Source organism: Streptococcus gingivalis (assembly GCF_035544715.1).
In the GTDB taxonomy this organism is placed as follows: domain Bacteria; phylum Bacillota; class Bacilli; order Lactobacillales; family Streptococcaceae; genus Streptococcus; species Streptococcus gingivalis.
This window is the reverse complement of the sequence record NZ_JAYKTO010000002.1, coordinates 805,250-819,591: the sequence shown is the minus strand read 5'-3', so window position 1 is coordinate 819,591 and position 14,342 is coordinate 805,250. Positions and strand designations below refer to the sequence as shown.

Here is a 14,342-nt window from a genome sequence, read left to right as displayed (position 1 = left end):
GGCTTACACCTTCTCTTTCACATTTTTACCGAGGATACCTGCTGGACGGATGAGCAAGATCACAATCAAGATGGCATACACAATGGCATCACGGAAGTCTGAAAGACCGATCGCTGTAGCGAAGGTTTCCAACAAACCGATAACAAATCCACCTAGAGCAGCACCTGGAATGATTCCGATTCCTCCAAGAACGGCTGCGACAAAGGCTTTGATCCCTGGTGTCATCCCCATCAAAGGCTCGATCGAGTTGTAATACAAACCAATCAAGACACCACCAGCACCAGCCAAGGCTGATCCCAAAGCAAAGGTAAAGCTGATCGTACGGTTTACGTTAATCCCCATCAATTGAGCGGCATCACTATCGACAGATACAGCCCGCATGGCTTTCCCCATCTTTGTCTTTTGAATAATAAATTGAAGAGCAACCATCAAGAAAACAGACACTCCCAAGATCATCAACTGAATATTGGAGATTGAAATAGGACCGAAGTTGTAACGAACCGTTTCAATGACTTGCGGGAAGGAACGGGTATTGGCACCGACGAAGAAGACCATCCCGTATTCGAGTAAGAAGGAAACCCCGATGGCTGTGATCAAGGCTGCAATCCGAGTTGAATGTCGAAGCGGACGATAAGCCAGGTATTCAATTACAACCCCTAAAATAGCTGTCCCGACCATGGCTAGGAGCAAGGCTACAAAGAAGTTCACTTTCAATGAATTTAATAAGAAATATCCCATAAAGGCACCTACCATGTAGATATCCCCATGGGCAAAGTTGATCAATTTGATAATTCCATACACCATGGTATAACCAAGGGCCAAGAGTGCATAGACACTCCCCAAGATTAGACCGTTCACTAATTGCTGGAGCATTTGAACCATCCTTTCTAACAATAAAGAGCGAGGCCAGGAATTTTCATTCTCCCAGCCTCTTGTACAAACAACAAATGATAATTATGGTTTAACAGACTCAACAGATTTGACTTTACCATCTTTCAAGCCAATCATAAGAGCTGATTTAACCGGGTTGTGGTTCTTGTCAATTGACATTGTACCAGTCACACCTTCCAAGTCTTTCAACTTCGCAAGGTTATCTTTCAATTCGACAGAGTTCTTAGCACCTTTAGATGCTTCTGCAACCATGTAAACTGAATCATAAGCCAGAGCTGCGAACATTGAAGGTTCTTCATTGTATTTCGCTTTGTATGCTTCTACGAATTTCTTGGCTTTATCAGTCATTTCACCTTCAGTAGAGAATCCAGCTACGTAGTAGATGTCTGTAGCTGCAGCAGGTGTTGCTTGTTCAACGAACTTAGCATCGCTAAATCCATCCCCACCAATGATTGGTTGTTTGATTCCCATACCACGCGCTTGGTTTACGATCTTACCAGTTTCAGTGTAGTAACCTGGAAGAACAATCGCATCGAAGTCTTTATCTTTGATTTTTGTAAGGGCAGCTTGGAAGTCTGTATCCTTAGATTGGAATGTTTCTGTTGCTACGATTTCACCTTTGTAAGATTTCTTGAAGGCTTCAGCAATCCCTTTCGCATAGTCAGATGAGTTATCGTAGTAAAGAACGACTTTCTTTGCTTTCAAGTTATCAGTTGTGTACTTAGCAATGATTTTTCCTTGGAAGCTATCGATGAAGGTTGCACGGAAGAGGTAATCTTGACCTTTTGTCAAATCATCTTGAGTTGCAGATGGTGTAACCAATGGCACAGCTGCTTTACCAGCATTGGCAACGGCTGCTGCAGTAGCACCTGAAGTTGCAGGTCCTACAAGAGCGTTCACTTTTGATTGAGTGACAAGGTTTGTAGTGACTGTAGCTGCTTCAGCTGTTTCAGATTTGTTATCTTTATCTGTGACAACGATCTTCTTACCGTCAGCTCCACCCTTAGCGTTGATTTCATCAACGGCCAATTGAGCACCTTTTTGTTCAGCGCTACCGTAGGCTGCTACTTCACCAGTTTTTTCAAAGTTAAAACCGACTTTTAGTTCCTTGCCGATCTCGTTACCAGTTGTGTTTGAACCTGAAGTAGAAACTTCACCACAAGCAGCAAGAAGAGCGACACTTGCAATGGTTAAAAATGAAAGAGCAAATTTTTTTTTCATTGAAATGATCTCCTTAAATGAATCTTAAAATAAATACATTAAGAATATACCGAATTATCTGACAATTGTCAATAAAAAAAACGCAATCCATCAAATGATTGCGTTTTCTAACCTTCTGTGACCACAGATGGGGTCTCCAATCGTTGCAAACTCCCCACAAAATCTGTATCTAAATCTTTAAGATGGCAAGGCAAGACCTTTTTGACATAACGTTCTTTCTTTAAGTCTTCCATGACTTGATCGGCCTTGTCACTGTCCACATACAATTGGACATAACGGCATTTCTTAGAATGGTACAAGACATCTCCGACAGATTGTAATTTTTTCCCGTCTCGATTGTAATACAATTTAACAATCAAGCCTGTTCTTTCTTGTTTCTCAAACATGGTCAATCCCTTTCTCGTTCTGTTACTAGTATATCAAATTTCAAGAAAAAGAACTACTCTTTTATGAGAGCAAAAAAGAGAGTGGGACAGAAATCGGTAATTCGTTAGAATTCGATTTCGTCGTCCCACCTCCGCACAGTTGAGTAGGGCTGTAAAAGCTGATGAAATCAGCGTAGTAGAGCCCACTCAACCACTGCGTTTTGCTCGACAATCCAAAAATAATTGAGAGGCTAGGACTTTTGTCCCAGCCTCTTGACGGACCTTCCCACAGGATGGTTTAACCCAATTTATTATTGGCCATGATTTCATCAATAAAGCCATATTCAAGTGTTTCTTGCGCGCTCATCCAATTGTCACGTTCAGCATCAGCATGCACTTTTTCAATGGATTGACCTGAATTTTCCGCAAGGATTTTTTCCAAGTTATTCCGTGTTTTGAGCAAGTGTTCTGCTGCAATCGCCATATCGGTTTGTTGGGTACCACCACCAGTACCACCCATTGGTTGGTGAATCATGTACTCTGCATTTGGCAACATGAAGCGTTTGCCCTTCGCACCGCTTGAAGCGATAATAGTTCCCATAGAAGCTGCCATCCCCATAACAATGGTTTGGACATCTGACTTGATAAAGTTCATGGTATCTACGATGGCAAGACCTGCAGAGACAGAGCCACCTGGGGTATTGATATACATATAGATATCTTTTGTATTATCTTGGGCATCCAAGAAGAGCAATTGAGCGATAATGGAGTTAGCCATTTGGTCCTCAACTGGTCCTGTTACCATGATAATTCGATCTTTCAACAGACGGGAATAAATATCGTAAGAACGTTCTCCACGACTGGTTTGTTCAATAACTACTGGAATCATCTATTCTTCTCCTTTAGCATCCATTCATTCTCACGATTCGTGAGGTTCAAAGTATATGTGCTATTATAAACTAATGGTCAAAAAAGGTCAAATCTTAAGCACCTTTCGAACTTATAATGAATGGTTTCTTTATTTGGTACCGAATAAACGGTCACCTGCATCTCCAAGACCAGGAACAATGTAGCCATGTTCATTCAAATGATCATCGAGGGCTGCTGTAAAGATATCAACATCTGGGTGAGCTTCTTGAAGAGCTTTCACCCCTTCTGGCGCTGATACTAGACAGACAAATTTGATATGGCTAGCGCCACGTTTTTTCAAGGAATCAATAGCTAGAATAGCGGATCCACCCGTAGCAAGCATCGGGTCTACTACAAAGATACGACGTTGATCAATATCTTCTGGCAATTTCACCAAGTATTCAACTGGTTTCAAGGTTTCTTCATCACGGTACATCCCGATATGGCCAACCTTAGCAGCTGGTACCAAACTCAAGAGACCATCGACCATCCCAATCCCTGCACGAAGAATTGGGACAATAGCCAATTTCTTCCCTGCGATTTGCTTTTGAACGGTTTTAGTAATAGGAGTTTCAATTTCAACATCTTCAAGAGGCAATTCACGCAACACTTCGTAGCCCATCAACATAGCAATTTCATCTACCAATTCACGAAAGGCCTTCGTAGAGGTATCCGTGCGGCGGAGAATAGACAATTTGTGTTGAATCAGTGGATGTGTAATAACTTCTAATTTTCCCATTTTGAGATCCTTCTTTCTAAGCTGTTATTTTTCAAAAAAGAACTATGATAAAAGTGGAGTCAAGCTCTACTCTTTCTTTCAGTCCCTCTTTGATACTCACAGCACATGGAAATCTTCATTTCCAACTTTACATTCTTCTTATTATACCAAATTTTACAAAAAAAAGAGAGCCCTTACACTTAATTTTTTAAGTTCGGACTCACTCTTTCTATCAATCAATTACAACCATTCTTTGTATTTCTTAATATAGATACGTTTGACAACCGTCACACTCAGCATATAAAGGACGATAATAGCAAACAATAGAACAAAGTACAATCCATTTAGTTGGCTCAACTTCAAGATAGAAGCCAAAGGACTATATGGAAGGGAGGTTACAAAGAAGGCTGCTGCTAGGGTCGTCACCACGACTGAGAAGGCTGGACGACTTTGGATAAATGGCAGTTTTGGTGAACGCAACATATGGATAACCATGGTTTGAGACCACATGGATTCGATAAACCATCCAGTTTGGAACACCATGATAAAGGCTGCTGCATCTGCTGCTCCATGGTTGTAGCCATGACCTAAAATCATAGGAACAACAAGGAAGTAAAGAAGCATGTAGGTAATAATATCAAATACAGATGAAATGGGACCAATCCAGGCCATAAAACGCATGATAGAGTTTGCTTCCCAGATACGAGGTTTCTTGAGGAATTCCTTGTCGACATTGTCAAAAGGAAGGGCGATACAAGAAAGATCATAGATAAGATTGAGCACAATCAAATGAACGGGAGCCATTGGAAGGAAAGGCAAAAAGATGCTGGCAAAGAGCAGAGAAAAGATGTTCCCGAAGTTAGAAGAGACCGTCATCTTGATGTACTTGGTCATATTGGCATAGACCTTGCGGCCTTCGACCAAGCCTTTTTCAAGAACCATCAAGTCCTTATCTAGAAGGATGACATCTGCTGTTTCCTTGGCAATATCCACAGCGGTATCCACGGAGATCCCAACGTCTGAGACCTTCATGGATGGAGCATCGTTAATCCCATCTCCCATGTAACCCACCTTGTGGCCATTGTTCTTGAGACAGAGGATGATCCGCGCTTTTTGATCTGGTGATAATTTGGCAAAGACCGTTGTTGTTTCCACAACTTGTGCTAACTCTTGGTCTGTCATCGTATCGATTTCGCTTCCCAAAAGTATCCGCTCGACATCTAGTCCTACTTTTTCACAGACAGCTTGGGTGACCTTATCATTGTCGCCAGTTAAGATCTTAGTGGTAACCCCATATTCTGCAAGAGCTTTGATCGCTGGAGCTGCAGAAGGTTTTGGTGGATCAAGAAAGGCCAGGTAACCGGTTAGGATCATGTCTCCTTCATCTTCAACACTAAAGATTTCATTTTCGTCCAAGTCGGTTTTGTAGCTGACGCCCAAAACACGAAGACCTTGTTCATTTAATTGAGCGACCTCAGCGAGGACCTCTTGACGGACCTCGTCTGTTAATCGTTTGATATCACCCTTGTATTCAACATAAGTCGATACAGAGAGCATTTCTTCCAAGGCCCCCTTGGTCACCATGCTAACCACACCATCTTCATCTTTGACAATGACACTCATGCGACGACGTTCAAAATCAAAGGGCAATTCATCTATCTTATGGAAGGTTTGATCTAGATCGCGGACGATTTCATGTTTCTTGGCTTCTTTATGGGTTCGATTGATAATCGCCCGGTCCATCAAATTTTTTAGCCCGGTTTGGAAATAGGAATTCAAGTAAGCCCGGCGAAGGACTGATAGATCCAAATCGCCATGGATATCAAGCGGATACTCCAAAACGATTTCATCTTGGGTCAAGGTTCCTGTCTTATCTGTACACAAAATATCAATAGCCCCGAGGTCTTGAATGGCATTGAGTTTTTTGATAACGACTTTTTCCTTGGCCATGATGATGGATCCCTTAGCAAGACTCGCTGTAATAATCATCGGCAGCATTTCAGGAGTCAAACCAACCCCAACGCTGAGGGCAAAGACACCCGCTTCTAACCAGTCACCGTCTGTGAGGCCATTGATCACAAAGACGACGGGCACCATCACTAACATGAGCCGAATCAAGAGCCAAGAGATGGTATTCATTTCTCTCTCAAATGAGGTTGGTTCGTCATAGGTGTTGATGGTTTGCTCAATAGCGCCCATCATGGTTTCATCCCCCACGACCAAGACCAAGGCTGTCGCCCGCCCTGAGATGACATTGGTCCCCATAAAGGCCAAGCTTTCACTCTCCAAGAGACTATCTAAATTTTGACTGTCGGCTTTTCTGAGACAAACCTTTTCAACAGCATCACTTTCCCCTGTGAGGCCAGATTGTTGGACAAAAAAGTCACGAGAATCAATCAAGACCACATCTGCTGGGATCATATCGCCGGCACTCAGTTTGATCACATCTCCGACAACGATTTCATCGATCGGAATTTCTTGTTCTGATCCATCACGCAGAACGGTCGCTGTATTGACAATCATACGTGATAAGTTGCTGGCAGCTTTGTCGCTCCGCAATTCTTGAATGAAGCGGATCCCACCAGAAATCAAGACCAAGGTCACAATGATGATGGAGGTCGTTGGATCCTGTTCACCTGGTTTTGCTAGCCAGACATTGGTGATGAAGGAAACCAGCGCAATGACCAACAAAATCACCGTAAAAGGATTAATAATCGATTCATAGATCTTTTTGATCATGGAATCTTCTTGACCTTTTGTGATGACATTTTCGCCATAAATATCGCGGTTTTCTTCTACTTGATCGTCAACTAAACCAAGGGCACTGGTTTTGTAGTCGGCAAAGGTGCTTTCAAGTGGTTCTTGAAGAGCAGCAATGAGTCTTTCTTTATTTGTTTGCATTGGTATCTCCTTTTTCAATCAGGAGCCAATCACTTTTGGAGTCCCTACGACACAAATCAGCGATTGGCTGGTTCGGTGCGGTTCGGGATGATCGTCAATTTGTATCATAGCTCTCTCCTTTCTCTTTTCTTGGTAAGGCATAAAAAAGAGTCCTACCCTCGATCGGTAGGACTCATGAAACTCGTCATTAATTTTTCAATCAAAACTCTCAAAAAACTGACCGTCCAAGCTTTAGCTCCGCAAGGCAATGAAATGAGCTTAGTCTTGACCTTTGCGATCAGGACTGTTAACCAACGAGTAGTGTCTCCACTGCTTTGCGGTAGTCATCCGTATCCTTGTGGTAGCCTCACCTACCGTATTTCGAGTTTATTGTACTCCTTCACTTACAGAAAGTCAACACTTATTTGAGAAAAGTTTCCACCAAGCGTTTGGTGATTTCTTCAATGAGGGTGAAAGGGGCTGCTACATTGAGGCGAGCATGCAAGTTTCCTTCTTTTCCAAAATCTGTTCCACGGTTCAAAATCAATTTGGCTTGGTCATGAATTTTAGCATGCAGCTCATCATCGGTATAAGGATAGGCTGAAAAGTCCAACCAAAGAAGATAGGTTCCTTGGGGTTTCATGACACGGATTTTGGTCTTTGCATGCAATTCATCTACCACATAGTCGATGTGTTTTTCAAAGACTTGCTTGAGCTCTGTCAACCAAGGTTTACCATGGCGATAAGCCGCTTCTGTTGCAATATAGCCCAATCCTGAGATTTCATGTTGGTTATTGGCCAATTGCCGTTGTTTAAAAGCCGTACGAAGCTTTGGATTTTCAATGACCACATAGGAATTTTTTGTTCCTGCAATATTGAAAGTCTTGGTTGCACTGGTTAAGATCAAGCTGAAATCTTTAAAGCTTGGATCAACTGTGTTAAAGCTGGTATGACGGTGGCCAAACAAGGCCAAATCTTGGTGGATCTCATCTGAAACGAGAAGGACACCATGTTTTTGACAGAGGTGGCCGATTTTTTCCAAGACTTCACGATCCCATACACGGCCTCCAGGATTGTGCGGATTGCACAAAACATAGAGTTTAACGTCTTGCTCCACAATGTCTTTTTCTAGCTGATCAAAATCAATTTGGAAAAGACCGTCTTTTTCGACTAACGAATTTTCGATCAATTTTCGACGATTGAGTTTGACACTTCGGGCAAATGGAGGATAGACCGGTGTATTGATTAAGACCGCATCCCCTTCCTTGGTGAAGGCTTGAATAGCTGTTGAAATAGCTGGAACAACGCCTTCGATAAAGACGACAGCTTCCTTGTCAAAGGAATAGCCATGCTCTTCTTTTTCCCAATCAAGGATAGACTGGTAGAGGCTATCCGATGCATAGGTGTAGCCATAGACCATTTGGTCTGCATAGCCGATAACAGCTTCTCGTACTTCTGGAATGACATTAAAATCCATGTCCGCGATCCAAGCTGGAATGATTTCTGGATCTGTCTCAGTTTCTTTCCACTTGTAGGTATGGTGGGTCAATCGATTCGGTAAAGTCGTGAAATCATATTTGGTCATCTTAAGCCTCCAATGCTTGTTTCAAATCGTCAATCAAATCATCCGCATCTTCGATTCCGATAGACAAACGAAGCAGGTCATCTGTCAAGCCGTATGAATGACGAACCTCTGCAGGGATATCTGCATGAGTCTGAGTAGTCGGATAAGTGATCAAGCTCTCCACTCCACCCAGACTTTCTGCAAAGGTAAAGACTTGAAGAGAATTTAAAAAATTAGGAATTTTTTTCTCATCTTGAATTTTAAAGGAGACCATCCCCCCTTTTCCAGTGTAGAGAACTTCTTTAACCTGAGGAGATGTTTTCAAGAATTCGACCACCTTGCGAGCATTCTCTGTCGAGCGCTCCATCCGGATCGAAAGCGTCTTGATCCCACGGATCAACAGATAGCTGTCAAATGGGGAAAGAACAGCACCGGTCGTGTTCAAATTGTAAAAGAGTTGGTCATACAGGTCTGGATCATTTGTCACGACAACACCAGCCAAGACATCGTTGTGACCAGCTAGGTACTTGGTTGCTGAATGAAGAACAATATCAGCACCCTCTTCAATTGGGCGTTGGTAAATAGGGCTATAGAAGGTATTATCCACCACGACTTTGGCACCTTTTGCATGGGCCAATTTCGCTAAATGAGCAATATCAAATTCCAACATCAATGGATTAGTTGGTGTTTCAATATAGAGGACATCTACTTGATCCTTTTCTAGGTATTGGAGCAGTTCTTCTTCTGTATTGGCATAGGTAAAAGAGAAGCGGCCTTCTTGCTCTTGTTGGTTAAACCAGCGGAAAGAGCCTCCATAAAGGTCACGAACGGCTAAGACTTTTGTACCAACGGGGAAAATGCTAAAAGCAAGCACAATCGCTGACATTCCAGAACTTGTCGCCAAAGCATAATCTGCACTTTCGATAGCTGCCAAAGTCTTCTCAGCTGTTGCGCGTGTTGGATTTTTTGTACGGGTATAGTCAAAACCTGTAGACTGACCAAATTCTGGGTGTTGGTAAGTTGTTGAAAAATGCAACGGAGTCGTCAAAGCTCCCGTCGCTTGATCTGACTTGATTCCTGCCTGTGCCAAAATCGTATTGATATTGCGTTTTTTACTCATATTGCCCTCCAATAATCAATTAATCTAACTGCTTACTATTTTATCACTATTATGAGGAGAGCGGTTTTCCCATTTTCAAGACCCAGCTATAGTTTCAAACTATAAGAAAAGAGAGTGGGACAGAAATCGGTAATTCGTTAGAATTCGATTTCGTCGTCCCACCTCCGCACAGTTGAGTAGGACTGTAAAAGCTGATGAAAGCAGCGTAGTAGAGCCCACTCAACCACTGCGTCTTGCTCGACAATCCAAAAACAATTAAGAGGCTAGGACTTTTGTCCCAGCCTCACAGGTTTATTTAATCCGGAATTTTTGTCTGAGACGTGCTGCTTGCCCTCCGATAAAGCGGTCAAAATACCGTAGCCATAATCCTAAGGCTCCATATATAGCAACTCCTAATCCGCCAATGACGATGATATAAATCATGCTCGATACACGACCATTTGGTGGGAAAATCCAGCCCAAAATCAAGCCAGCGATCAAGACTCCAAGTAGCATCACCATAGTCAGGATAGAACCAAGCAAGGTCCGCTTGAAGACGATGGTGCGATTAAACTGAGTGATGGTTTGGATCTCTCGATACATGAGAACGATTGGCACCATTAAGGCAATGGTCGTTGACAAAAGTGGTCCATAAGAACGAAAGACCAAAATAAATGGAATTTGTAGGACCAATTTCACCACTACACCATAAAGGAAGTAGCGAATGGCCTTGCGATTTTGAAAGAGAGCTTGAATCATTGGCGATAAGACCGTGTAAAGACCGAGAATTACGGTCTGCAACATCGCTACGATGAAGAGTCCTAAGGCCAAGCCATCTGGTTGCCCATAGAAAACCGTATAAAGTGGTTTTGCGACTGCTACTGCACCAAAGGTGGCTGGAAGCAAGAAAGCTAGCAACATGGTCAAGTTATCCTGTACGAGCTTGCCTGCAGCTTTTAAGTCGCCCTTGACATAATTCTCAGTCAACAGAGGAATCCCAACTCCCCCAATCGAAGTCGCTACTGCGATCAAGATCATGGTGATTTTGTTTGGATTAGCAGAGAAATAACTAAACATGACCAAGAGCTGCTTTTGACTATAATCTGTGAACCAAGACATGACATTGATAAAGGTCATCTGGTCAACAATTTGGAAGAGCTGAATGGCGGAACCAGTGATAATAAAAGGAATGGCCTCACGAATCGTATCGATCAAGAGAGCCCGAGTATCAATCCCTTCACTTCCCTCTTGCTTTCTAAAAATAGAAGAGAGCAAGCCTGTCTTTGCAAGGTAATAAAAGAGCACCAGAAGGCTCGCTCCCATACCGATAAAGGCCGCAAAGGTCGACTGCGTCACAGCCTGCACATAGTCTCCTGAGCCAATCTTCATAATGAAGAAGGTCGTGAGCAACATCCAGATGACCCGGATCACTTGTTCAGCGATCTGGCTAATGGCGTAAGGCTTCATGTTGTTAAAACCTTGGAAAAATCCCCGAATGACACTCATCGAAGGAAAGATCAAGACAGCCCAAGAAAGGCTCTGCATGATCGGAATCAACTCTTTTCCCCCACCTGAAAGACTCGCAAAGACAGGAGACAAAAGATACATGAGAATGGCAAATCCTAGGCCTAGAATTCCCATAAATTTCAAGAAGCCCCGAATCAAGGCAAAGCTATGATCGGCTTGGTCCCGGGTATTGTACTTGGCTACTTGCTTGGCAACAGCTACAGGCACTCCGGCTGTCGAAATCAAGAGAAACCAAGCATAGATATTGTAGCCCATTGTAAAAAGACCATTGGCTTGTGGCCCATATTTTCCCATCCAAATATACCAAGGAATAATATAAGCGGCTCCTAGCAAACGGCTGATAAAGTTGCTGGCTGTCATCCAGGCAGTCCCGCGTAGCATCTGGGCTTGCTGGTCATTTTGTTCGTGACTCATTGGTGTCCTCTTTCGTTTCTTCTTCTCTTCATTATAAACTTTTCCATGACACTTGTAAAATAGGGACTTTAGGTTTACAATAGTTTTATGATTACAATTGAACAAACCCTCAACATTTTAAAACAAGACCAAAATTTCCGAGAAGTTCTAGTAAATGGTGAATACTACTACCATCTAGAAGGAACAAGTTTTGATGCTATTAGCTATGATAGCCGGAAGATTTCTGCTAGCACCCTCTTTTTTGTCAAAGGGGCCAACTTCAAAAAAGAATACCTGGAACAGGCTATTTCTAATGGACTCGGCTTTTATGTCTCTGAAAAAGATTATGAAGTTGGTATTCCTGCCATTCTCGTCAATGATATCAAGCAGGCCATGAGCTTAATTGCTATGGAGTTTTATGGGCACCCTGAGAAACAATTAAAACTATTGGCCTTCACAGGGACTAAGGGAAAGACAACAGCGGCCTATTTTGCTTACCATATTTTGAAACAAAGTCACCGACCAGCTATGCTGTCTACCATGAATACGACACTGGATGGTAAAAACTTCTTTAAATCGACCCTGACAACGCCAGAGAGTTTGGATCTTTTTGCCATGATGGCTCAGGCAGTAGCCAATGATCGGACCCACTTGATTATGGAAGTTTCCAGTCAAGCTTATCTGGTGAAACGGGTTTACGGTCTGACCTTTGACGTTGGTGTTTTTCTCAACATCAGTCCAGACCATATTGGACCGATTGAACACCCAACTTTTGAGGATTATTTCTACCACAAACGTCTCCTCATGAAGAATAGCCAAGCCGTTGTCATCAATAGTGATATGGATCATTTCCAAGTTTTAGCGGACCAAGTCGCGAACCAAGACCACGATTTTTATGGAAGCCAGTCTGAGAATCAAATTGAAAACTCCAAAGCTTTCAGCTTCTCAGCCACTGGTAAATTAGCTGGAAACTATGATATCCAACTGATTGGACATTTCAACCAAGAAAATGCTGTAGCAGCAGGGCTTGCCTGCCTTCGCCTAGGAGCGAGTCTCGAGGATATCCAAAAAGGGATTGCTAAGACGCGCGTTCCTGGCCGAATGGAAGTCTTGACTCAGCAAAATGGAGCCAAGGTCTTCATCGACTATGCCCATAATGGAGATAGCTTGAAAAAACTACTCTCAGTTGTTGAAACCCATCAAACGGGGACGATTTCACTAGTTCTCGGATCAACTGGGAATAAAGGAGAGAGCCGCCGCAAAGACTTTGGCTTACTCTTAAAAGACCATCCTGAAATCCAAGTCTTCCTCACAGCGGATGATCCCAACTATGAAGATCCTTTGGCTATCGCTGAAGAGATTAGTAGTTTTATCACGCGCCCTGTCGAGAAAATCGCAGATCGCGAAGAAGCCATTCAACGGGCTATGGCAACTACCAGCAAGCCTGAAGATGCTGTCATTATCGCAGGAAAAGGAGCTGACTGCTACCAAATCGTCAATGGCATTAAAGAAGAGTATCCGGGTGACGCCGCCATCGCTGAACGTTATCTTTAATCAAACGAAACAAGGCTAGGAAAATTTCCTAGCCTCTTTCTATTGTTTGATAAACATCAGTCTTTCCTTATCCAAGTCCACTGCTAATTCATATTTGCCTTCATCATTTTTGCGGATATAGCCTAAGATTTCTAAACTATCGACAAAGATGTCCTTGCGCTTTTGCTGGACTACTTCTTTTTTGAGAAATTTGAGCAAAAAGCTGGTCATATACTTAAGAGCATACTCGGGATTGACATCTCCCAAGATGGCATAGAGCTTTTCTTGATCTTCCGTCAATGGGTATTGGTGAGCTACCTTATAAAAGTAATTGGAAAGGGTCTGTGCATGTCGCGCAAAGTCCGTCTCCTCTATGAGAATCGCTGCATTGGTCGTGTTGCGGAGTTCCGTTTGGAAGACCTTGGCTTTTAATTCTTGATAAACTGCACTGTCCTCTCGAACAAAGACCTCTTGATCCAGTTCAACTCGATCAGTTGACTCTAAGAAAGGCAAATTGAGGGTGTAGCGTTTATTTTCTCGAAGGATGAATCCCGCTTTGATATACTCCTCCATCAGCTTATCCACTGGTTGATCTGGAAATTGGGCCTTGATTTGCCGCAGGATCACATCGTCGTGCTGATCCAAAAAGTTGATCAAGTCCTTAAAAAATGGCTGACGTGTCAAACGTGTAGGATTAATGATTGTAATCATCCAAATACCTTTCTTTAAACTGTAGCTGTGGTGATTGGGCTAACTGACTCGGGTTGGTCCCGGGCTGATCTAAAGGAACCGCTAGACCGAGCCCTCTGTAGTAATCCAGCCAGAACGGACTAATCTCCTCTTCCTCATCTCCAAACTTCATGGGAATGGTTTCAAAAATAGGGAGAATTTCTGCTACAAACTGGGAACAATAGAAACCATCTCCATCTGGATAAAAGGAAGCATTGTAGGGAGCCCCTAAAAGGCTCTCTGCCAGCTTTTTGACCTCTTTGTGATCCATTTTCGGATAGCGATAAAGGTCATAGACTTTTCCAGCTTCAAAGAAGTCCTCAGGAGCCTGGGCAAGGACACCGCCTTCCACCGTAGCATGATAGACCTGTCCATCCAAAAAGATGGCCACGTGGCTATAGTTACCAGTAGATTCCTGGATGGCCTGTCCTATATCCGAATCATCTCTCACAAAAATCAAATCGCCATTTTCTAACATACTTCTCTCCTAGCAAAAAAGGAGCCGAAACTCCT

General features: G+C 42.9%; 12 protein-coding genes and 1 riboswitch. Of the genes, 1 reads left to right on the top strand and 11 read right to left on the bottom strand.

The window, feature by feature from the left end; all coding sequences use genetic code 11:
- Positions 1–3: 3 nt before the first annotated feature.
- The 9 genes from SM122_RS10370 to SM122_RS10330 form a co-directional block, all read right to left on the bottom strand.
- Positions 4–873 carry a branched-chain amino acid ABC transporter permease gene (locus SM122_RS10370; protein WP_155170044.1) on the bottom strand — a complete coding sequence of 290 codons (870 nt, stop codon included), beginning with the start codon at positions 871–873 and terminating at the stop codon, positions 4–6.
- A gap of 81 nt (positions 874–954) precedes the next feature.
- Positions 955–2,112, bottom strand: coding sequence for an ABC transporter substrate-binding protein (locus SM122_RS10365; protein ID WP_324738337.1), 1,158 nt, complete (start codon positions 2,110–2,112; stop codon positions 955–957).
- Between the two features lie 107 nt (positions 2,113–2,219).
- Positions 2,220–2,498 (bottom strand): DUF2129 domain-containing protein, encoded by a 279-nt coding sequence (locus SM122_RS10360; protein ID WP_003013098.1) that lies wholly within the window; start codon positions 2,496–2,498, stop codon positions 2,220–2,222.
- A gap of 277 nt (positions 2,499–2,775) precedes the next feature.
- Positions 2,776–3,366 carry an ATP-dependent Clp protease proteolytic subunit ClpP gene (clpP, locus tag SM122_RS10355; protein ID WP_021153673.1) on the bottom strand — a complete coding sequence of 197 codons (591 nt, stop codon included), beginning with the start codon at positions 3,364–3,366 and terminating at the stop codon, positions 2,776–2,778.
- 129 nt (positions 3,367–3,495) lie between these two features.
- Positions 3,496–4,125, bottom strand: coding sequence for a uracil phosphoribosyltransferase (upp, locus tag SM122_RS10350; RefSeq protein WP_003005574.1), 630 nt, complete (start codon positions 4,123–4,125; stop codon positions 3,496–3,498).
- Positions 4,126–4,344: 219 nt separating this feature from the next.
- On the bottom strand, positions 4,345–7,005 hold the full coding sequence (gene mgtA / locus SM122_RS10345) for a magnesium-translocating P-type ATPase (protein WP_031575989.1): 2,661 nt from the start codon (positions 7,003–7,005) through the stop codon (positions 4,345–4,347).
- A 207-nt stretch (positions 7,006–7,212) separates the two neighbouring features.
- A riboswitch (M-box (ykoK) riboswitch) is annotated at positions 7,213–7,370 on the bottom strand.
- A 35-nt stretch (positions 7,371–7,405) separates the two neighbouring features.
- Positions 7,406–8,569, bottom strand: coding sequence for a MalY/PatB family protein (locus SM122_RS10340; RefSeq protein WP_031576001.1), 1,164 nt, complete (start codon positions 8,567–8,569; stop codon positions 7,406–7,408).
- Position 8,570: 1 nt separating this feature from the next.
- Entirely contained in the window at positions 8,571–9,668 is a 1,098-nt protein-coding gene (locus tag SM122_RS10335; RefSeq protein ID WP_223345217.1) for a cystathionine gamma-synthase, read from the bottom strand.
- Positions 9,669–9,959: 291 nt separating this feature from the next.
- Positions 9,960–11,588: a putative polysaccharide biosynthesis protein gene (locus SM122_RS10330; protein WP_195487466.1), complete on the bottom strand. Its 1,629-nt coding sequence runs from the start codon at positions 11,586–11,588 to the stop codon at positions 9,960–9,962.
- An 87-nt stretch (positions 11,589–11,675) separates the two neighbouring features.
- Between SM122_RS10330 and SM122_RS10325 the strand changes: the two genes are divergently transcribed.
- Positions 11,676–13,121, top strand: coding sequence for a UDP-N-acetylmuramoyl-L-alanyl-D-glutamate--L-lysine ligase (locus tag SM122_RS10325; protein ID WP_324738336.1), 1,446 nt, complete (start codon positions 11,676–11,678; stop codon positions 13,119–13,121).
- Positions 13,122–13,160: 39 nt separating this feature from the next.
- Here the strand turns inward: SM122_RS10325 and SM122_RS10320 are convergent, their stop codons facing one another.
- Both SM122_RS10320 and SM122_RS10315 read right to left on the bottom strand, forming a co-directional pair.
- The gene (locus tag SM122_RS10320; protein WP_125826904.1) at positions 13,161–13,811 is read right to left on the bottom strand and encodes a DUF1803 domain-containing protein; all 651 of its coding nucleotides are present in this window, start codon (positions 13,809–13,811) and stop codon (positions 13,161–13,163) included.
- Positions 13,795–14,307, bottom strand: coding sequence for a YiiX/YebB-like N1pC/P60 family cysteine hydrolase (locus SM122_RS10315; protein WP_324738335.1), 513 nt, complete (start codon positions 14,305–14,307; stop codon positions 13,795–13,797). Before SM122_RS10315 ends, SM122_RS10320 begins: the two co-directional genes overlap by 17 nt.
- Positions 14,308–14,342: the final 35 nt, after the last annotated feature.